The sequence below is a fragment of the Dyadobacter jejuensis genome, from assembly GCF_003149085.1.
GTDB lineage: Bacteria > Bacteroidota > Bacteroidia > Cytophagales > Spirosomataceae > Dyadobacter > Dyadobacter jejuensis.
In genome coordinates this window covers 233,516-255,001 of record NZ_QGDT01000007.1, presented here as the reverse complement: position 1 = coordinate 255,001, position 21,486 = coordinate 233,516, and the positions used below count along the sequence as shown (strand labels likewise).

Genomic DNA, 21,486 nt, shown 5'->3' with positions numbered 1-21,486 from the left:
CGATACCCTAGTCTGAAATTTTTTTAAATGACGCCAAAACCGTCGATAACCTGGACTATATTATTTTTTACCTTCTATGACCGACAATTCAGAACCGATCATTATTCTTGACAAGGCCGATATTTACCAGGGTGATCGTCCGGTGTTAAACGACGTGCATTTTGAAGTCAATAATGGCGAATTCGTTTTTATGATAGGCCGTACAGGCAGCGGGAAAAGCTCTTTGCTCAAGACCCTATATGCCGATTTGTGGCTACAAACTGGCTCTGCAAAGGTGGCAGGCTATGAACTACATAAAATAAAACGAACCGATATTCCTTTTTTACGCCGTAAGATTGGCATCGTTTTCCAAGATTTTCAGCTTCTCTCCGACCGTTCCGTAGAGGATAACTTGTCCTTTGTACTACGGGCGACGGGCTGGACCAATCCCAGTAAAATAACGCATAGAATTGCCGAAGTTTTGATGCAGGTGGGGCTGGGAACGGCTCAAAAACGAATGCCTCATCAACTCTCGGGAGGGGAGCAGCAGCGGGTGGTCATAGCCCGTGCCATGCTCAACGAACCCAAAATATTGATAGCCGACGAGCCTACGGGTAATCTCGATCCCGAAGTAGGGGATCAGATCATGCAGGTCTTTAAGACAATCAATAACGCAGGCACCGCCATATTAATGGCTACACACAACCACGACTTTATACGTAAATTTCCGGCTCGTGTGTTAAAATGCGAAAACGGAAGTGTGACGGAACATTAATCTTTTGACACAAAATATAATAAGAACCCCCTGTAGAATGAATCTGCAGGGGGTTCTTACTTTTAAGGGCAATGCCCATTATTTGGCTTTAAGGTCAATAAAAGGGATCACCATTTCCTCTAGCGACACCCCTCCATGCTGGAAGGTATCCCGGTACAAATTAACATATTGGTTGTAATTGTTGGGATAGGCGAAAAAGTAGTCTTCCTTGGTGAAAACGTAGGAAGTGGAAACATGAGGCTTAGGCAAGAATATCTTTTCAGGCTTACGACATACCATCACATGGTTTTCGTCATAGCCCAGATTTTTTCCGTGTTTGTAACGTAAATTGGTATTGGTTTCGCGGTAGCCAATGATCTTCACTGGCTTCTGCACGCGAATCATCCCGTGGTCGGTCGTGATGATTAACCGGCCCTTTTTCTCGGCGATCTTACGGATAAGGTCCAATAGGGTAGAGTGCTGGAACCACGACTTGGTCAACGAGCGATAGGCTGCCTCGTCCGGTGCGAGCTCCTTGATCATCTGCACGTCGGTACGGGCATGTGAGAGCATGTCTACGAAATTATAGACTACCACATTAAGCTGGTTGTTGAGCAGGTTCGAAAAATTGTCCAACAGGGATTTTCCGTGGTTGATATTTAGTATTTTGTGATATGAGCTTTTGATATTGAGCCGGTTGGCCTCCAGTTGCTTGAGCAGAAAATCGTTCTCATGATTATTTAGCCCTTCTTCCCCTTCAGGGGTGTTTTCGTCGCTAACCCACCACTGAGGGAATTTTCTTTCCATTTCGCTAGGCATCATTCCCGAAAAGATGGCGTTGCGGGCATAGCCCGTCGTGGTAGGAAGTATGGAATAATACGAGGACTCCTCTTCAATGTTAAAATACTCCTGCAATACGGGTTGAATCATTTTCCACTGATCGTATCGAAAATTGTCGATCAGGATAAAGAATAGAGGTTCGCTGGAACCCTTAAGATGTGGGAACACCTTTTGTTTCATCAACTGGTGGGAGAGGATAGGCTTTTCGGCACGAGGATCGTTGAGCCAGCCCTCATATTCCTCTTCTATAAACTTACAAAAATTGGCATTAGCGTCACTTTTCTGCATGCTAAATACCTCGGCCATCCCTTGATCCTGCGACTTCTCGAGTTCGAGCTCCCAATAGATTAACTTTTTATAAATATCGGCCCACTCCTCATGTCCTATCCGATCTTGATATTGCATGGCCAAATGCCGAAACTCCTGCTGGTAGGAAAGGGTGGTCTTTTCGGTTACCAAACGCTTGTTGTCGAGTATTTTCTTTACCGAAAGCAGGATTTGGTTGGGGTTCAGGGGTTTGATGAGGTAGTCGTCGATCTTGGACCCTATGGCGTCTTCCATGATATGCTCCTCCTCACTCTTGGTGATCATCACCACGGGAAGGTTGGGCTTTTGTTGTTTGATCTGGAAAAGGGTTTCCAGCCCGGTCATTCCAGGCATCATTTCGTCCAGGAATACGATGTCGAAACGTTTACTGTCTATTTGGTCCAAAGCATCGGCTCCACTGTTTACGGGGGTGACGTGGTAGCCTTTGCTGGTTAAAAACATGATATGGGGCTTGAGCAAATCGATCTCATCGTCGGCCCATAGAATATTATATTGCATAAAAAATCGTTCACAATGAAAAATAGATAACTCTTAGCCTTCTTAACGCCCATTTGTGCTTTTATGGTCTTTAATGGGGGTAATTTAACTTTCTTTAAGAACTACGTGATTTAGGAACGGCCTTATATCATGGAGGTTACCCGGTTCAACTCAAGAAAGGAATTTTTTGGTGACCTTGTCCAAGTCGTCGGGGGTGTCTACCCCATGGGAGTCGTCGGTGGTGACGACGGCCCTGATCCTAAAACCATTTTCTAGCCAACGCAGCTGTTCGAGGGCCTCTGCCTTTTCTAATGAGGAGACGGGGAGGCTGGTGATCTTGGATAGTACGTCGATCCGATAGGCATAAATACCAATATGCTTGTAATAGGTATGCTGCTTAAGCCAATCGGCTGGCTCCTGCCCACGCAGATAGGGGATGGTCTGCCGGCTGAAATAGAGCACCTCTTGTCTGGCATTTAAAACGACCTTGGGTACGTTGGGGTTAAAAAGGAGGTCTTCCGAATCTATGATTTTGACTAAAGTGGCCAATTCGGTGCTCAGGTCGAGTACCGAGGCTAGTTCGTTAATTGGTTCTGGGCTGATAAAGGGTTCGTCGCCCTGAATATTGATGACATAATCGAAATGGGAACCTATCGACATAAAGGCCTCATGGCAGCGGTCGGTTCCACTCTGATGGTCGACGGAGGTCATCACCGCCTCCCCACCAAAAGACGCTACATGGTCTAAAATACGTTGGTCGTCGGTGGCCACGATGACTTTCGACAGCCTGTCGGCCTGTATTGCCTGCTCATAGACGCGCTGAATCATACTCTTGCCACCGATGTCTACCAGGGCTTTGGCCGGGAAACGGGTGGAAGCATAGCGAGCAGGAATGATACCTAATATTTGCACGGGACGTGTGTTTGAATGATAATATTTAGAAATTTGTGTCAAATTAAATTTAAAATTTTGCAAATACACTTTAATTATAGGTTTTCCCGACAAATTTGGCGGGTTTTGGCGCATCCCGAGGTTCAGCGCAAGGAATGGGTGGTTGAACTTCGAGACCCCGCTACTAAGCAGGTGTCCTTCGCAGCCCTCGATACGGGCCTTCAAAAGGTGCTGTGGGAGGTAAGCCCTCCCTATAGTGACTGGTGGAGTTCGTTGACGGCCATGTCCGGCGACCAGGTCTATATTCATGATTATCGATATCCAGAAATTCCAGAGCCCACTGATCTGCGCGCCCTATCGTTGCTGGATGGCAGCAGCTTGTGGGAGCTAGCCAACCAGGTGCTGGTAGAGCCTTTGGAAAAGCCTTGGCTAAAAGTGGCCGGCAGACAGGGCAGAGGGGGTGTTCCTAAATATTCTGTGGTCGATGCCAATACGGGTGCTTATTCTCCGTTTAAGGAAGAGAGTTTAACAGTGCCAAAGGGCTTGGCCCTGCAGGCGCCCGTCCTCTATAAAGACGGCGAGCCCTATTTCGAACCTATGAAGGCCTTTATCGCCACTATGACCGACGGTCATTCGGCTATTAGCATCGATTATTTGGAGTGGAACCCGTTTATGATGTTTTCTTATTATATTTACCAGCAAGAAAAGCTAATACAATTTTTGCTAGTGGTAAACAAAAGCAAGGAGTTGATCTTTCATGAACAAATTAGTGCTCCCTCCGACGGAATAGGGCAGGCCACTATGCTAATGAAGGAGGATCTATTGGTTTTCTTGAAGAATAAAAATGAATTTTCGAGTTTAAAGTTTTCTTAATTGATGAAGTATATTATAATACTCGCCCTTTGTGTGGGCGGTTTGTTGAAGTTCTCGGACTCTGAAGCCAGTAAGAATCACCTTGCCGTGGTGGACTCCGTAGGGTTTGAAAAAGTGGGTGGTAAATCTTTTATTTTACATAAAGTGGATCCAGGACAAACGATGTTTGCCGTGGTACGCCGCTATGGGACCACCATCCACTTGCTCCGAGAAGCTAACCCTGGGGTTCCCGATAATATTCAGGCAGGGCAGATACTCCGAGTACCCTACACTTATAAAGCGGCAGGGAAGGATCGGAAAGTGGAGGTCGTTACCGAATCGAAATCAGTTCCTACCCCCACTGGGGCAGCTCCCACTGGGGCAGCATCCACTGCGGCAGCATCCACTGGGGCAGCTCCCACTGCGGCAGCCTCTGTTTCCGAAGCCCCTAACGGGGTTCATAGGGTAGAGGCGGGCCAGACCCTGTACCGCGTAGCCGTAAAGTTTGGCGTGCTGATGGCCGATATTCGTAAATGGAACAACCTTACCGACGACAACCTAAAAGAAGGGCAGATGTTGGTAGTGAAAGACCCCAACGCTTCCAAGGAAACCCCAGCCTCGGCCGCTCCCGCCAAGGTGGTGACTACCGTGGTAAAAGACTCTGTGAAAGCCAAAACCGTAGTGCCCGAGAAAACGGTGAAGCCCGTTGAAACGGTGGCAGCGCCGAAGGTGGTAAGTGGTAAGAAAAAATCGGAGTCGGGCCTGGCCGAAGTTATAGAAACCGACGAGAGTACCAGCAAGTTTTTGGGCTTACACCGTACTGCTCCAATAGGCGCACTGGTGGAGGTGCTCAATGAGTATAATCAGGAGCGTATCATTGTGCGTATTATTGGCCGTATACCCGATACGAGTATCAACGATGAAATCGTCATTAAGCTGTCTTCCAGAGCATTCGAAAAAGTATCTCCCAATAGCAAACGTTTTAGGGCCGTAGTGAGTTATATAGAATAAACTCCGTGGATAGTACCTATGGAATAAACCTAAAAAATTGAACGTTAATGAAACATTCTCCAGAATTCAGATCCAAAAGAGAGGAGGAGCGTGCTGAAGCAAAAAAAACGGTGGGCTATAAGGTATGGAGTGTTCTCTTCGTACTCTTATATCCTTTTATAGCGGTATTTACCTTCGTTTTTTCGGGTATAGTCATGGTCTTTTCGGGTATTTCAAGGGCCCTAGCCTATTTATTTAAATTGGTTCGTGGGTAAGTTGTCTTCAAAAAAATCGTACGTGTTCGATTTGCTGGAAGCCAAGGTAGAGCAATACAATCGTCCTGATTTTATTGCCTTGGACCCCATCAGCATCCCACACCAATACACCCGGCCACAGGACATAGAAATTACGGCTTTTTGGGCCTCTATACTGGCTTGGGGGCAACGAAAGACCATTATCAATAAATGCCAGGAGCTCTTTGGTCTTATGGATCATGCTCCCTACGACTTTATATTGCACCATCAGGAAAACGATCTAAAACCATTTCTTGACTTTAAGCATCGTACCTTCAATGCGACGGACACCCTGTATTTTATCGACTTCCTGCGGAGACATTACCAACGGTTCGACTCCCTTGAGGATGCGTTTTTGGTGGGGATGAATAGGGAGTCTGCTAACGTAGAATCGGCGCTGATAGGATTCCAGGAGGTATTTACCGATTCTCCCTTTTTTCCGGCGCGCACCCGCAAGCATATAGCTAGCCCCCAGCGGAAATCTTCCTGTAAGCGCCTCAATATGTTCCTGCGCTGGATGGTCCGTAAAGACGACAGAGGAGTAGACTTTGGTATTTGGGATCGCATCCTTCCCGCCCAGCTGGTATGTCCTTGCGATGTACATGTGGATCGGGTGGGCCGTGTGTTAGGACTGATCCAACGCCCAGTTACCGACTGGCAAACGGCGTTAGAACTAACGGAATCCCTCAAAGAACTCTGCCCCGAAGATCCAGTAAAATACGACTTTGCCCTCTTTGGTTTAGGAATCGAAGGCTTCGCCAGTTAGTAGCGCTGACGCCACCAAGGTTTGTGTCTCAACCAATGCTTTTAACTTAGAGCTATTTCAAGGAAGACATATCGAGAAATTGTAGTTTAGTGAGCTAATTAGGTTACAATTTTGGATTTTTATTTTAAATATTGAAAAATTTGGGCCTTACTTTTCCTTCCCAATTTTATTAAGTTCTAGTGGCATGCAATATGCTTCGTTTTATTCCAAATTACTTGTATTGGGTATATTTAGCAATTCTATTTGTAACACGGGGCATATGCAGATTTTCGTTTGCACATCATGCTCCCTTCAACATTTCTTCCAGGCTTTATGGCCGTTAATGATCCAATAATTTGTGCCAATATAGTTGTAAGGCATTATTCTAATTCTCCCCAATAGAATAAAGAAACAAATTGAGCTCGAACCAATCGGAATGCATTCTGCCAGTTGTATTTATAGATTAGTTTTCTACATTTTGTCTTTTCTTTGACTTTGTTTTCTGCCTGATTACCTATAATACTGACAAGGTTCATCGAAAAGAGGTGGGCGTAAAATTCTTGATAAATCCCGTAAAATGATTTGCAACCAAACTGTTCCAGTTTCAATTTTTTAAATGCTTCTACCACACCCCAACGCAGTGCATATAATTATTGAACATACTTTTCTTTTATAAGTTTAACAACAAAAATACTGCTCGCCAGAAGCTCTTCTTCTCCGGAGTTTAGGGTTACTTTTGTTATCCTCACTTGAATATGAAAAGTATCAAGACCATTGTTTTTACATGTGTTTTTTCTCCTTCGGTAGGTACTTTGACAACGAAGAAAATCGTAAAACAGTAACCAGAAACCCAAGTTAACCCTGTTTGGTAATCTAGATTAGCTTGGGTTAGCGTATTAAACGCGTTCAGTCTTCCAGTAACTTGTCTACACAAAGTACTGGCACCAGCAGCATCCCCCCGAGTCATATCAACCTAGAGGCCCCGCATAACCACCTAAACCTGCCCACCAAGTTTGACTTTGGAACCGGCAATACCATTGAACTTCTTTATGACGGCCTAGGCAATAAATTAAGAAAAACGGTTAAAACTTCGGGAATCGTAACCCTAACCCAAGACTATCTCCATGGCATTGAGCTAAAAAACAATACGGTTGAAGCGGAGTTGCTATATTTGCATGGACACCAAGTTAAGCTCATTTCTTAAATTTTTGATTAAGGACTTTCTTGAAAAACTGGACATAGCCCAGGTGGAAGAAAAAGAATTAGAGATGGCCTAAAAAGACACATCTCTAAACAGGCTAGCATTTAGCTGCCTTCATATCAAATGTATATAATTATAGCGAAAACAGCTTGGTTTTTAACACAGAATCTGTGTCTTCACAGACCTTTAAAACCTACCGACTTAATAACATTTTATCCAAAACAATGATGCACGTTTATACCGGCCAATGAGACAGACTAGGGTGATGAGAGACTTTGCACTGGTTAGGTCGGTCCGTGCTCATAGACTAGGGGTGGTGAGGTTTGTTGTACCGATCTGTAAGACAGAGACCATAGTGGCCATTCAGGGTAGGGGCGAACCAGCAAAGCGAATGAAGGTCTCCGATATATTCATGCCATTTAATTTGAGGGTTTCTCCTGTCGAGAATTTAATAAACACATCTTCGGTAATAGTGATATTATATTCATAAGGAGCTGCTTCACCCACCGTAAGGATTTGCATGATATTGAGTACCTTTATTTTAAAGCTGGGCACCACTACCAGCGTTCCGTTGATGGTTACCTGTACGCTGGCCTCATACTCCCCATTCGTTCTGACCTTGTCTTTGGGTGCCTTAATATTGAGTTCAGTAATATGGGCCGTGCGATGGGTACTTTTATCGAATGGTATGGGTGTTTTTATGACCTGGTAAGGGGTTCCCTTGCCAGCCTCAGACTTACCCGTTCCGGCTTCCGATCCGTCCTTTCTGGCTCCAGAACCTCCTCCTTCCGCAAGGAGCGCTCTTTTCGCCTTATCCCTGAAATATTTGGCCTTGGTCTCTTTTTCTTTTTTACTGTACTGCGCCACACTTTTGAGGAGCTCTTCCAGCTCTACAGGGGTGTCTTTGGTGGGGTCTTTGGCGATTTGTCGAAGGGTCTCGGGATCCAAGGTGGCTATGGCACTGTTTTTGAGCATATTCACCCTTTCGCTATCTAGCAAGGCCCAAGGGCCGGCTCCGCGTTTAGATAACAGCTCCATCAAAGCCACGAAACGCTCCTCCCCTAAGGCTTCCATCAGCTCGATCACCTCCTGTCTTTTCTCTCCAAAGGGTTCGCCACTGCCACCCCCATCGGAGCAGTCGACTCGATAGTTGCCGTCGTAACCCAGGGCCGATTCGGGGACTTTTTCGAAGGTGTCGTTCCATCCTGTCGGCATTACGAGGTTGGCTTGCTCTATGACGTGATTGGCTATTTTATTAGGAATGCTGGCTACTATATCGAATACGGCGATTTTGGGGATCACCTTTTTGATAAACCAACAGGACTCGATGACCCGAGCGGCTACTTCTTCCAGTACCGCCTCGGCGATGATCCACAGACAGCCTAGGGCGGGCGGGGAGGCGCAGGCCAGCAGCCTCGCTCCCCAGCGGACCAGGCTGATGATGGAGGTGGCGGTCTGTGCGATTTTAGCTACCTCTGCCAAATCTTCGAAATCCTTAAGGTTTTTACCTACAAACCGCTCCAGAAGCTCATCAACCGTTTCTAGGGCCCGTTTCTCGTAGTCGTCTTTGATTTTGTTGAGTTTTTCTATTTCTGTCTCCACTTCATCGGGTATCAGCGACTCTACAAAGGCGCTGACTTTCTTCTGGAAGCCCGACGTAATGGCCTGGGTGATGAGGTCCACGGTCCTAGTGACCAAGTATACGCCTAGCATCTTAAAGGCCTTGATAAATACCTTGATGACCGAACCGACAATGCCTCCTTTGCTGATGGTCGCCTTGGTTTTGGCCACCACCTGTTTTACCTTTTGTTTGATTTTAACAACTGCCTTATGGATTTTTACAAAGGTTCCGCCAAATTTCTCTCGTAGCCAGCCTACGATGACCGACAGTGGATTGGACCAAAATTTCAGTTTTTTTACGAGTTTGACATGTTCTACCTCTTTTGGGGAGTCCAACCCGGTTTCAAATCCTGGAATTCTACCGAAATGGGTGTACATTTCTTTTCCTACCTTAAAGCTCAATGCCTTGGCACTGGCTTCTTCTTTGTCGGCCTCAGGAACGGCCTTATAGTCCGAGCGAAACTTCGTATGGTCGGCCTTCCATTTTTCAAAGTCAAAGCCACTCGCATCCTTTTTTCTTTGAATGCGTGGTCGAGCTCCAGTTGCTTTCGGTTTAGTCTGTATATGAACGTCAGATAGGGGGTCGACGAGGTGATTGATATTGATCTGCTGCGCCACAACCGTAGCGGGAAGGCTTGCTGCCGTGATGTTTTGACCGGCTTCAGGCACCCAAATATAATTCCAGATCCCTTTCTGATCCTTTCTATAGGCAATATGCATGCGGCCCATCACCACGATGTGCTTGTCGAAGTAGGTTTTTCCCCCCTGCTTCAAAACAATACGGTGCAATGGTGCCGAGGTGGAGCTTAACACGTATTGATCGGGTACTTGGGCGTCAGCACTTGTCATTTCCGAAATGGTGGGGTGCCAGACACCTCCCTCGGGTTTGAGGTAATAGCGTTGAGAGGGGTCTTGTGCCATTTCGTTGATTTCATTTTTGACCATCTTAAAACCCGCCAAATACGCGCTGATTTGCTCCTGATACTCAGGGTCGCTGAGTGGGGCACCATATGGTTTTAAGTCACCGACCTTGATACTACTAGGGGCACCGTTTAGGTCAACGACTCCGTTTTTGACCGTTGGGGCCGCTAAATTGCCATGTTTAAAGGGTTTGTTGCCTTTCCTTAATTTCCTGTTATTGTCTAGGTAGGCAGGGGTATGATGGGCGTTGAATTTAACTCCAACGGTGGTCGATGCCAGGTACATGTCCGCACTCCCTTCCTTGCCGTATTCCGCGCTTTTTAATGTGGCGTTGGGTACCGGGGCCTCCGTGAAAAGATCGCTGTTTTTGTTTCCAAATTCCTTTAATACGGTATTATGGATATGGGTACCGGTCATTTTTTTTCCTCCCTCTTTGATCCCAACCCAATAGGCTTGTCTTTGTATTTTGGGTTTAATGTCCCCTTGGTTCTGTTGGATGGTATGGGTGAGCTCATGCGCCAGCAGTTGTTTGCCGCTGTCGCTGTCGGGTTGGTATTTGCCGCTATTAAAATAGATATCACTGCCCACTGTAAAGGCTTGGGCGTTGAGGCGCTCCGATAATTGGGAAGAGGTGCTGTTGTCATGAATCCTTACACTGCCGAAATCCATTCCAAAGCGGCTTTCCATAAAACTTTTTGGTCCTTCGGCCAATGGACTACCAGCCCCTCTAGTGGCTGCTATTTCACTGGAAACGCTATCCGATGCTTGCATACCACCGGATAGTCCACTTTTCTGTATGAAGGGGGTGGTTTCGGAGACTTTTCGGTGGACTTCCTCTTCCTGATGGGCACAAGCTGCACATTTCATCTGAATGCCATAGGCCGACTGGCTGGGGGAAAAGGGCGTCGAAGGCATACGCATCACCCGGTTGGCCACGTCGTCGGCCTCTCGTTCATAGGGGTCGTCTGGACTACCAATGCTTAGTTTCGGTTGAATACGGAAGGCCTGTTCACTGTTTAGACCTCCCTTATCCACACCTGTAGGGGGCAAAAGTGATTGGGCCACCGAGGTGGTTTGGGGTTTCTCTGAAGTGGTCTGCTGGCTATGTTCTGACACGGTAAAGGGGTTTTAGGTGTTCCAATAGCTTTATTTATTGAAGCGAAAGCATCTATTGTTTTACATAATTCTAAAGACTCCCGCCTATGGTTAAGCCCCATCTTAAAATATCTATGGTACGTGGGGAATCCAAATCCAGAGCCCCGAATCCGGCTTGAGCACTTATTTCTAATCCCGACGATGGAAGGCGTACTCCTAGGGTAGCTCCCATTTCTAAATAGGTGAAATTGGGAGATACTATCGGATGAATCGACGCCAAGTCCCGTCCTCCTCCATATTCCATATACGTGCCTACTCTGGTGAGCAGTTGTTGATTGAACAGCCTCGTATCGAAGCTGCCGCTTAGGCCGAGCCGCATGCCGTACAAGAAGGCCAGCATGTCGCCTTCATCATTGCTACCAAGAAGTAGCCCCACCCGAGGGCCTAACAGGATTTCAGTCCGGCGAAGGGCGTCTAAGGGGATGCCCATGTCCAGTCCACCGCTTATCAGAAATCCACTCATTCCGCCCGTCACACCCGACAGGGAGAGACTGGGATATACGATGGGCGTATACCGAGGTTGCTCGCCAAAAATCAGGGTAGCCCTACATCCCGGAATAATATTCTGAATAAAGGCGGGGACGAAGGCGAAATGCCGCTCCCGGAAGACCTGCAGCCTTTCAGGGCCAACTTGCGCCATACGGGAGGAGTCGGTAAGTCGTTCCGTTTCGGCCGATCGGCGCGATCGCTCGCTGTATTCATCGCCAAATCCCAGGGTCATATGCCCGGCTTCATGTACCATCACATCGTAACTGGGATTATTGCACAAGGTACATACCGAGCCGTCACCACTCACATAGGAGCGCCCCCGATTGGCTGTGATGATCACCGTAGTGTCGGGGTCAGTGGTGACTTCGGTAGCCTCTACCACAATGGGAATATTGCGACCATTGCACGGGTGCCCGGGGGCATTGGTCAGGCGCAGCAAAAACCAGCCGTTTAAGCCTTCGTTATTGGCACGTAAAAACTGGTTGGCAACGGTTCGAAAGGTCGAAGCACTTACCGGGCGAATAGGGTCGGGGGTTCGTCCTCCAAGATCGCGGCAGTGCGTGCTATCCGTATCCGATTGATGGACAAATTTTACCTTATAGGGAATGGTGATACGACAGGTGTTGGCATCGAAAACCAGGTCAACGTCTGAACGATGAATTTGGCGACGTCCCCCTGGTGTGTCTGTAGAAACAAATTCCCTTCGGGTAACTGTTCCAGAGGTAATGCCAGGTTCTGCTGTATTGGTCACGGTACTGGAAACGTGTTCCTCATATTCGCTGGTGCCCGTTTCACCCTGTTTTTGGATTTTCCAATCCACTCCGGCACCTTGTTGGAGGGTATGGGTTAATTCATGGGCTAATAGATGCTGGCCTGTGTCGGAGGTAGGGTTATATTGTTGGGAATTAAAATAAATATCCTGGCCCACCGTAAAGGCTCTGGCTTGTAGGTTTTCGGAGAGCTGGATGGCCGGACTCCCGGTATGGATCCTCACAGAAGAGAAATCATGGTTAAACCGACTTTCCATAAAGCTCCTGGTAGGGGCTGGCAGGGCAGTACCCGAACCCTTGGTGGCCGCAATTTCACTGGAGATTCGGTCGGAAGCCTGAAGCCCTCCGGATTGGCTGCTCCTTTGTATGAAAGGGGTGATCTCTGTAGGTTTCCTTTGTATTTCCTCTTTCTCATGGGCACAAGATGCACATTTCCTTTGGAGCGAGGGTTCAGCCCTATGGGAGGGATTGGTCAGTAAAGGCATACGCATCACCCGGTTGGCTACCGCATCGGCCTCCTTTTCGTAAGGGTCGTTGGGACTGCCTATGCTAAGCTTCGGCTGGATCCGCAGCGCACCATGCGACCCTACTTCCTGCCTTCCAGCATGAGGAATAAGCCGCTCGGCCACTGGCTTTGAGCTGTGTAGTTTGGTGGATGTGGATGCTTGTTCGAACATAAGGTTGATGGTTATCTTCTAGTAGCGGCAGGCCTATCTTTATGGAAACAGCCTACCGTTTAACCTTGATTATTTATTCAGATGTTTATAAAACTGGTCCCAATATTCGTCCTCTTGGGTTGCCACAAAACGGTCGAGGAATTCTTTGAGGGTTTGGTTGGACATTTCTTTGTTTTCCATGACCCTAAATACGAATTCATATCTTAAAGTTTTCAGTCTATTCAGCATGATCTTGAGTCTTACCCAATAGTTTTCTATATCCCAAAAGGAGGCTAATGCACTCATGAACGTCACTGTAGCCGTCAGAATCAGGACCACATTGCTCAGCTGGGTATCCCATCCCGGGCGATTCCCTTTCAAACCCAAAAGGATGGTCGAAATAGCCGAGAACCCCAAGACGCCTATGCGCAGTAAAAAATGTATCCATTTGGTTCTGTCCGTTTTAGGTTCTATTTGGGTGATCTTGGTATTTAGTAACTGCATCATAAGGCCTTTTGCGCCTCTGTGGTGGTTTCATATTGGCGACTGATGATATCCCGGTAATACTGAACCAGTTTTTCCTCCTCCTCTTGTCGTATAAATACTTTAGCACTTTCGTTGGACATGGTTACCTCGGTTTATTCGTTGCTGACTTCGCAGCTACCTACTACAAGCGGTAGGGGCGGGGGTAGGCGCATTGCCTCGGGTACCATCTACGGTAGCTCGTCGGGTCAATAAGGTTTGTTTTTTTGCATCGTGGGTGGTTTGAAGAGCTGCGGATAAACAGTAATAATACCCTAGGGCACCATCTATCAAGTTTTTTCGAGTGCCATGCGACATACGTCCGGTACCTTCAAATTCGTCAGTTAAGCTCTCCCAATAAAAGGCCAGGAATTCCCTTTCGTCACTCTTATGGCCTCCAGCCATACCAGTGCGGTATTGTTCTACATGCATCAGCTCATGACCCACTTGCAGCACCCTACGGGCAAAGGAGCTCGCATTATTGATAAAATAATCCCCGACATTCAGGTCGGCACGGGTGGTGGCTCCAGACCCAACCGAGAATACATGCAGGCCCGCTTCGCTGGCGTTGTAACGGATATTCCGGATTTTGCCTGCTTGGGAAGGGTAATAGGTGCAGATGATATCCGAGACTAAGCGCATGGCCCGAACGGAAATGGCATCGGAATTTTGGGCTCGGGTTATAATGGCGGTGGCCCTGGCGTCGGTACGGTTGGCAATGCCCTGAGCGACTTGTGGCGGTGCAGTGGTACTCTCCGGACAGCTCAGCGTCAGGGAGGGCATCTCCTCCGCTTGCCTTTGGACGCGTCGGTTCAGTCCTCCACCCTGCTGCAGGGTATGGGTCAGCTCATGGGCGAGTAAATGCTGCCCACCGGTGGTTTCGGGGTTATAGCGCCCCGCATTAAAATATACATCGTTGCCCACTGTAAATGCCTGAGCATTCAAATCTTGCGAAAGTTGAATGGCCCTGGTGTCGGTGTGGATGCGCACACCCGAAAAGTTATTCCCAAAACGGCTCTCCATAAAGCGCTGGGTGGTTGCATTCATAGGGTTTCCAGCCCCTCTAGAGGCTTCTATTTGGCTACTAATGGCCTCCCCGGCAAAGGTCCCAGTATTCATTCCCTTCTTTTGAATAAGTGGTGACTTTTGCGGTAGGGTCTCATCCTCTTTCTCGCAATCGGAACATTTCCTTTGTATCGCAAACTCGGAGCCGAAACGGACCGAACCAGGGCTCGCTCCCCTTACCACCTGATCGGCCACCTGGTCGGCTTGTCTTTCATAAGGGTCGTCGGCTTGGCCTATCATCAACTTCGGTTGAATGACCAGGCTGGAACCTCCTGCCGTACTTTGGCTTGCCGGTATGCAGGGTTCCGGTTGGCCTGTTTCATGTTTTCTTGTGGACATGGTTCCTTTCCCTGGTGGGACGTTTACATGGTTCTTCCTTCTTTTAAATATTCTTTACGTATGCCATTCATGACATCCTCCAAAAGGATGATATTGGTATTTCTGTTCAGGGCCATCAAAGAGGCAAATTGAACCACGCTCACAATAGACCGCCCTACGAGTTCATATTGACGGGCTATTTGTTCCAAATTGATCGCCTCATCGAGCACTACGGATTTGCTAAAGGTCGACTGCCATAGTTTTAGTCTTTCGCTAGGCTCTGGCTTAGGGAAATGGATGATGGACTGTATTCGCTCCAAAATCGCCTCGTCGATATTATGCCGCATATTGGTGGCCAATACGGCCAGGCTTGGATAGTCCTCGAGTCGTTGTAGGAGATAGGCGATCTCCTGGTTGGCATATTTGTCGTGGGAGTCCGATATACTAGTTCTTTTGGCAAAGAGTGCGTCGGCCTCGTCGAAAAATAGGATCCAGTTCTTGTTTTCGGCCCTTTTAAAAACCTTTTCGAGATTTTTTTCCGTCTCACCGATGTACTTGGAAATGACCATCGATAGGTCTATTCGGTATACGTCCAGGTGGAAGGTCTTTCCGAGTAGGGTGGCGGTGAGGGTCTTGCCGGTGCCTGGAGGGCCATAGAAAAGGGCTTTATATCCAGGTTTTAGCTTGTTTTCCATCCCCCAATCGTAAAGCAAGGTCTTTCCATGTTGGAGCCAGATGCGGATTTCATCGAGTTGTTTGGTCGTCTGTTTGCCGAGTACCAAGTCGTCCCAGGTCATTTTGGTCATCAACCGCTTCGCCGGGAACTCCATGCTAAAAGGTGGGCTCCGGAACTTGCCGGTAGTAAACAGGTCCAGGAATTCTTCCGTCATGCACAGGGCGGCGCTGTTAGAAGGTTCACTGGTGTGTATATGGTTGATAAATAATATATTATGTGCAAAGAAAAAATGCGTAGGCTCAAAGGTCTGCATCATTCTAAAGCGCTTTACCACATCCTGCCCGGAGGTAATAAAGAGGGCCGTCTCAACCGTAGGCATAAATCCCCCATGTTGGTGGCCTTTGATCCCCCCAAATTCCGAATACCCTCTCTTCAGTTGCGGATTGGTTGTAAAAAACACGTCCAACAGCTGGGGCTGAATATGGGGGAGTATGGTGAGCATGAGGATCAACCGCTCGTCGGCCGTCATATTATAATGCCGGACAAACTCCGCATACACGGACTTACTTTGCGACAGATCGGGCACTGGTATTGGCTCTACAGTCCAGCTGGGTTCGCTACCGTTGGATGGTTGATGGTTATTCGAAAACAATTTCCCAAGGAATCTATTTTCGTCGGGCTCACGGTCGGGTGGTGCCGGAGCGTAGGCAGCCAGTCGGTCGTTGACAACCGAGGCAAACCAGCCAATCTCCTCGTTTAAGCAAGAGGCGTTGGCCACTACGAGGTCTGGGGTCGATTCTATATGATCTTCAATATTTTCTACCATTCTGTTTCGATCGGTTTTGGGGTCCAACTGTATGTCTGATACTGGTAGCCCCAGCTGATGGTGCTCAAGAGCATATCATAGGGCTGTCTTTCCACTCTCAATTTCCATAGGTGAGCTTCGTCGTAGAGTAGGCCTTCTCGCTGTAAAAAAGTTCCTCTGAAGTTTATTAGGGAGGTGTTTTTTACCGGCTTCCAATGGGCCTGTATAGAGCTAATGAGTTCGTCGGCTTCTGTTAGCTCTTCGGGAGTCAGCTCCATTTGCTTCGGGATAGGCGCATGTATGGGTATTCCGCAAAGGATTTTTTCGAACAATAAATAGGGCTCTTCCGCCGCAATAGCACCGGTTGCCATATAATTGAGTAGCATGATGGCGCGGTGCTGGCTGGCGGGATCAAGGAATTTCGGGCCGTCGAGCAGACTAAGGTTCTTAAAGAATTGGGGGAGAAAGGGGGCGATCAAAATTAAGCCAGCATGGCCCGTTCTATATTTCTCCATAGGTTCGGTAGTGCCCTCTCTGCTTTCTATAGGGCTGTTGAACTCCTTCTGGCCGTGGTGAGGCTCCGCTAATCTAGGTTCGGTTATTGGGGCATCTGCTGGCGCAGCGCGTGAGGGTTCCTTTGTCGCCCGACTGGCTCGGATGATCTGGTGGACGGTATCCTTAAAATCGGCCTGCTCCGAAGGGCTAGTGGCCCAAAACGCCCCCAAAGTTTGGAGTAGTACCTGCATCTTATAGGCTATCGTGCTTGCGGGCAGCCCTAATTCAGGTACTGCCATCGACTGCTCTATATAGCTGACTAGGGGGCCTAAGTCAAAAACGTCGGTTAAAACGTCGAGTAATATAGTATGGTCGATTTGAAAACATAACCTTTGGTAGCAAACCTCGTTGCTGACTACCCGCTCGAGGAGCGTTTTTAATGAATCCTTGTCTTGGTGGTAAATGCGGTGTAGGAGGTCGCTTAAGGGGATTTCTTCACTCGAAGCCCACCAAGGGTAAAATCCGTTTTGAACGAAAAATGTGAGCAACTCCAAATCTGTCCTTGTCGGGGACTTTTCTTCTACCTTAGATGGGGAGTCCCCCTGCAAGTTGCTCAGGTGCTCTTCGAGTTTGTGTTTGATCTGTTCTTTGAATTGCTCTTCGAAGTCTTCAGCAGAGTCAATGACGAAGTCTAGCTCTATTTTGTCGATCCTAAGCGTCTGGTCGGCAGGGCTATACCTATCGAAAGCCATTTGAAGGGTACCTAAGAGCCATTCTTGCCAATAGGTAGACAGTTCTTTCCTGGCACGGAAGCATAATGTTTCGTCTTGGCTCTCAACCTCCAGCTGCAGGCTGTTGACAATATGGTGTTGCTCTATTTTCAATGTTAAGTCGATTTTCTTCTTTTAGTGGTGCTTTTTGGTTGTTCGGGGCCGGGCCTATCCAGGCCGGACCTATCCAGGCCGGACCTCTCCAGGCCGGACCTCTCCAGGCTGGACCTGTCCAGGCCGGAACTTTCCAGTTTTCCGCTACATTCCTCCTCACAGTCGCCACATTCCTTCAGGTTGTTGAGCACCCGAACCAATTCGTTCACAGGCCCATATTCAGGATAGTAGTTGGTCATAAATTCTTCCAGCCAATTGCAGTATTTCTCTTCGAATAGCTGCATCTGTCCAATACCCACCCATTTGATGGTAGCCTGTATATGGGCGGGGAGTTCGGTGTGGATGGTTTTTTCTACGAAATGCCGATAGTCGGGATTGCGGAATCTTTTGGACCAGCAGGGCAATACTATGGTAACCCTGAAGGAGTAGGGGTCCTCATGATGATCGCAGGGGTTTACCTCGCAGTACAGGTTGCGTTGAAAGGCGAAGTATTTTACCAGTGCATCCCTTTCTTTCTCTGCATCGGCTAGTAAGTCGTGATATCGGGTTTGGGCCAGCATTTCCCCCTCTTCGTTTAGGATGCGAAAACTGAAATAACTGTTCTCTTTCCCAGCAGCGTCGGGTTTTCTGATTTCGGTATAGACTATCCTTTTATAGTTGTCGGGCTCGGCACCATACGCTCTAAGGTCGTCGAGCCTTTCGTTGAGTGCCTCATAGCGGCGAAAGGTAAGCAGATAAGGTGGCGTGACGAGCTGTCCGTCCTCGTCGAAAAGTACCTGGGCAAACAACACGTTTTCGTTGGCTTCGTTGAGGATCTGTAGTACCCAGGGCTCATCATTATAGCATTTTTCGGCTGGAATACGGCTGATTCTTACCCGATATTCGGGTTTGTCTACACGGTCATTAACGCCCTTATTGAGGTCGCAGGGATCGAGACATATCCGGAGCAGATCTACCTCCTGGACAGGTACGTCGGCGTTGTCGAAAGGCTCCGTAAAGTCGGCATAGGGGAGCACCGAATCGAGCTTCGGCCGGAGCAATATATGTTCTACCAGATGCATGCCTTCGTTGTCAGAAATAAGCTCCACCACGGCCATCAGTTTCTGAATGGCTTCATCACGTTCATTTTTGGTTTTAAAAGTGGGGCCTTGTCCTATCTCATAGCCCTCGGCATCCAGCAGGGTATACCCAAACTCTCCGATTTGGTCTTTTTGTTTTCCTCTTTTTATACCCTTTAACCGATCGATTAGGTGATAATTTTTCCGGGATTCGGCTTGGGCCAATAGCAGGTTCATAAATTCGTCCACACAACAGGCCACGTTCTTGATCTCGTTAGAGGTCAGTAATAGCGCATCACATTCGTCGACAATTTTGATGACCACCATGGGTTCACCTTTTGGTGAAAGTTTGGGGACCCATTCTCCTTTGGCGTTTTTGACGAGGACGGTTTCCTGACTCAAAAGCGTAGGAGCGAGGGTACGTCTTTGGATATTCTTAAAACCGAGTAGACGACCTAAGCGTCGTTCGGCACCGGTGATATTATCGGTATTCCATATCTGTTCGCCATTTTGGTAGTTAAAGCCCTTGCCCCGCTGGCTGCTTACTTTCGGATAGTCTTGCAATAGACCTATTTTGTCGCCGATCAGGCGGGCCTCAACTTCCGATAGATTCATGTACCTACACAGGGCTTCGTACTCCGTAAGGTCTTCGTTAAAGCGTGCCAAAAGGTGATTTAGTAAGGTGTTTCTACGGGCATGGTACTTCTCTGGTGGTTCTATGAAATGCTGGATGATCTTAGCAAATTCGGCCATGACCTCCTCGTCGGTTTCTCCGGCAACGGGATCATAGTCTAGGATCAAATCTTTGAAATTATGGATCTCCTTTAATAGATGCGTGTAGTAAGTCTGCTGCACATTTTCATCGAACGAAAAGAGGTCGTTCAGGTGATTGAGCTGGGCGTGATAGTCCGATACGATCTGTTCGAAAAATTGCATATAGCCTTTTAGCTGATAGGCTTGCAGGGTTCGGGTGTCGGTTGGATGGGGCGGTAGGATTTCCCTTTCTCCTACACCATATACCATGGGGAGGGAGTATTGTATGGGGAAATAGTCCTCCAAGTCCATGTTTTCGCCCACTTCTATAGGGAAGTCGTTTTGGTGTCCATGGAGCTTATAGGCCTGATCCTGCGATTTTAAGTCTTCAAATCGCCTGGCAGGTCGGTCGATTCGCCTATCTCCAGGCTGTCCAGAGTTGTACCGGGTAGCAGAATTTTCTTTGAGTATGGTGAATTTCGATTTGTTTAGATCAAATCGGGCCATCTTCCTTTCAGCCCTGAGTTTGGCTATCCAGCGGTCGAAGTACAGGCTGATGTCCTTGTCGTGGTCGTCGATGGCTTCTACAGGGATATAAAAATTGGTAACGGCCACTATGCCTTTGATATCAGAGATAAGATGAATCAGGTCCGAAAGGCGTAGGTCCCGAAATAAGTCAGTATTTTCAAGTTCCTCGGTGTCTATGAATCCATGTTTCAAAGCCGGTCCTTCAAATACCTCCGCTACGGTGTAGCCTTTGGCGAGCATTTGGTCGATGGTATAAAAACCCAAGCGGGGAGAGAAATACCGATAAATGGCAAAGGCTATTTGAGCCAATAGCTCGTCGGGGTCGGTGTGCTCTTCTACTACGATGAGGGCGTCGACCGTAAAATCGTCGTAATCTACGGCATTAAAGGATAAAAAGTCCTCGCAAAGGTTGCGGCGTTGATGAAGTTTATCGATGATTTTGTCCCGAACTTCTTCCCGTTGTTGATCGTCAACGATATTTTCTTCGTAGGCTATTATGATATTATACAAGCCATTGAGCTCAACAATTTTATTGGTGTCCTGCCCTAGGGTCAGGTATCCCAAAATGAGGCTAACGGTGGTTCCGAGCTCGTCGAGCAGGGCCTTTATCTGTAGGCGCACGTCAACGGGGTCTTGGCCAGGTTTTAACAGTATGACATACAAGCGTTCTATTTGGTCTTGGATGGCCTTTTTAAGGTCCACCACACTATCGGCCTTTTTCCATTCTGTAAATATCAGCTTCCATTCTGCTATCCACTGCTTCATCTTTTCCTCCCGCTGATCCAATAGGGCCTTTTCGGCCGGTACGTTAGGGTCGAGTTCGGAGGTCAAGAACCACACTTCGGATAGTTTCTTAATTTGCTCTTGAATCTGGGCTTCGAGGTGTTCGATGGCCGCCTTAAAGTCCTGTCCTAGGCCCTTTTCAGTGCGTATTTTCTTGATTTCGGTCGCATCTGGCTGTAAGCTCAATAAACCAAAACAAGGCTTCCCTTCACAGGTTTTCCGAGTCTGAACCCAATCATAATCTACGTAAATAGGGACCTCATAGTCCTTGCTGACTTCTACCCAGGCATTCCTTACACCGTCGGTATCGATAATGACTTTGCGCCAATCGCTTATCGTCACCGGGTTGCCATGCAGGATTTGCCGGGCGGTATAAAATATTTTGTCCCACATCTGCTTACTCAACTGAGCGGGAGTAAGCAGGTCCTTTACGTCGAAAGAGGTGCGGTAGGCCAGGTCGGTGATGGCGTAGCTCACCGCTTCCAGGATGGTGATGCCTGGGTCGGAGGTATTGTATTCGTTCCACCGTTCACTTCCCAACTGTTCGATGTGGCCGATACCCTCCTGTTTGAGGAAATCGAAATTTTCGGCGGGTAATAACGGGTTCGATTTTATGAGTGAAAGGTCGTCGGTCATGGC

16 protein-coding genes are annotated in these 21,486 nt (G+C 47.8%); 6 read left to right on the top strand and 10 right to left on the bottom strand.

Translation table 11 applies throughout. The features are described 5' to 3' along the window. The first annotated feature begins 76 nt into the window (after positions 1 to 76). Positions 77 to 754 carry a cell division ATP-binding protein FtsE gene (locus CLV98_RS14850; protein WP_109675266.1) on the top strand — a complete coding sequence of 226 codons (678 nt, stop codon included), beginning with the start codon at positions 77 to 79 and terminating at the stop codon, positions 752 to 754. A 78-nt stretch (positions 755 to 832) separates the two neighbouring features. On the opposite strand, the gene porX is transcribed toward CLV98_RS14850, so the two are convergent. Continuing rightward, positions 833 to 2,398 carry a T9SS response regulator signal transducer PorX gene (gene porX / locus CLV98_RS14845; protein ID WP_109675264.1) on the bottom strand — a complete coding sequence of 522 codons (1,566 nt, stop codon included), beginning with the start codon at positions 2,396 to 2,398 and terminating at the stop codon, positions 833 to 835. 150 nt (positions 2,399 to 2,548) lie between these two features. Further along, positions 2,549 to 3,289, bottom strand: coding sequence for a 3-deoxy-manno-octulosonate cytidylyltransferase (gene kdsB, locus CLV98_RS14840; RefSeq protein WP_109675303.1), 741 nt, complete (start codon positions 3,287 to 3,289; stop codon positions 2,549 to 2,551). Between the two features lie 105 nt (positions 3,290 to 3,394). Here kdsB and CLV98_RS14835 point away from each other — a divergent pair, with 105 nt between their 5' ends. From CLV98_RS14835 to CLV98_RS14810, 5 genes are all read left to right on the top strand, one after another. Beyond that, complete coding sequence (locus tag CLV98_RS14835) at positions 3,395 to 4,141, top strand: DUF4905 domain-containing protein (RefSeq protein WP_158281269.1); 747 nt, start codon at positions 3,395 to 3,397, stop codon at positions 4,139 to 4,141. Positions 4,142 to 4,144: 3 nt separating this feature from the next. After that, entirely contained in the window at positions 4,145 to 5,131 is a 987-nt protein-coding gene (locus CLV98_RS14830; RefSeq protein WP_109675260.1) for a LysM peptidoglycan-binding domain-containing protein, read from the top strand. A 47-nt stretch (positions 5,132 to 5,178) separates the two neighbouring features. After that, positions 5,179 to 5,385, top strand: a complete 207-nt coding sequence (locus CLV98_RS14825) for a hypothetical protein (protein WP_109675258.1) — start codon at positions 5,179 to 5,181, stop codon at positions 5,383 to 5,385. 22 nt (positions 5,386 to 5,407) lie between these two features. After that, positions 5,408 to 6,169, top strand: coding sequence for a TIGR02757 family protein (locus CLV98_RS14820; protein ID WP_229203383.1), 762 nt, complete (start codon positions 5,408 to 5,410; stop codon positions 6,167 to 6,169). 901 nt (positions 6,170 to 7,070) lie between these two features. Then, positions 7,071 to 7,352, top strand: coding sequence for a hypothetical protein (locus CLV98_RS14810; protein WP_109675254.1), 282 nt, complete (start codon positions 7,071 to 7,073; stop codon positions 7,350 to 7,352). Positions 7,353 to 7,712: 360 nt separating this feature from the next. Here the strand turns inward: CLV98_RS14810 and CLV98_RS14805 are convergent, their stop codons facing one another. The 8 genes from CLV98_RS14805 to CLV98_RS14770 all read right to left on the bottom strand — a co-directional run bounded on the left by CLV98_RS14805 (position 7,713) and on the right by CLV98_RS14770 (position 21,483). Continuing rightward, the gene (locus tag CLV98_RS14805; RefSeq protein WP_109675252.1) at positions 7,713 to 11,006 is read right to left on the bottom strand and encodes an eCIS core domain-containing protein; all 3,294 of its coding nucleotides are present in this window, start codon (positions 11,004 to 11,006) and stop codon (positions 7,713 to 7,715) included. Positions 11,007 to 11,076: 70 nt separating this feature from the next. Next, complete coding sequence (locus CLV98_RS14800) at positions 11,077 to 12,981, bottom strand: eCIS core domain-containing protein (protein ID WP_109675250.1); 1,905 nt, start codon at positions 12,979 to 12,981, stop codon at positions 11,077 to 11,079. 69 nt (positions 12,982 to 13,050) lie between these two features. Further along, positions 13,051 to 13,467 carry an SLATT domain-containing protein gene (locus tag CLV98_RS14795; RefSeq protein WP_109675248.1) on the bottom strand — a complete coding sequence of 139 codons (417 nt, stop codon included), beginning with the start codon at positions 13,465 to 13,467 and terminating at the stop codon, positions 13,051 to 13,053. Beyond that, positions 13,464 to 13,586 (bottom strand): hypothetical protein, encoded by a 123-nt coding sequence (locus CLV98_RS24020; RefSeq protein WP_262512151.1) that lies wholly within the window; start codon positions 13,584 to 13,586, stop codon positions 13,464 to 13,466. The genes CLV98_RS14795 and CLV98_RS24020 overlap by 4 nt, the downstream gene beginning before the upstream one ends. A gap of 34 nt (positions 13,587 to 13,620) precedes the next feature. Further along, positions 13,621 to 14,886 carry an eCIS core domain-containing protein gene (locus CLV98_RS23455; RefSeq protein ID WP_158281268.1) on the bottom strand — a complete coding sequence of 422 codons (1,266 nt, stop codon included), beginning with the start codon at positions 14,884 to 14,886 and terminating at the stop codon, positions 13,621 to 13,623. 23 nt (positions 14,887 to 14,909) lie between these two features. Further along, a complete protein-coding gene (locus tag CLV98_RS14780; protein WP_109675246.1) occupies positions 14,910 to 16,367 on the bottom strand; it encodes an ATP-binding protein in 1,458 nt (485 codons plus the stop codon). Continuing rightward, entirely contained in the window at positions 16,361 to 17,725 is a 1,365-nt protein-coding gene (locus CLV98_RS14775; protein WP_109675244.1) for a contractile injection system tape measure protein, read from the bottom strand. The genes CLV98_RS14780 and CLV98_RS14775 overlap by 7 nt, the downstream gene beginning before the upstream one ends. A 2-nt stretch (positions 17,726 to 17,727) precedes the next feature. Continuing rightward, positions 17,728 to 21,483, bottom strand: a complete 3,756-nt coding sequence (locus tag CLV98_RS14770; RefSeq protein ID WP_109675242.1) for a baseplate wedge protein — start codon at positions 21,481 to 21,483, stop codon at positions 17,728 to 17,730. Positions 21,484 to 21,486: the final 3 nt, after the last annotated feature.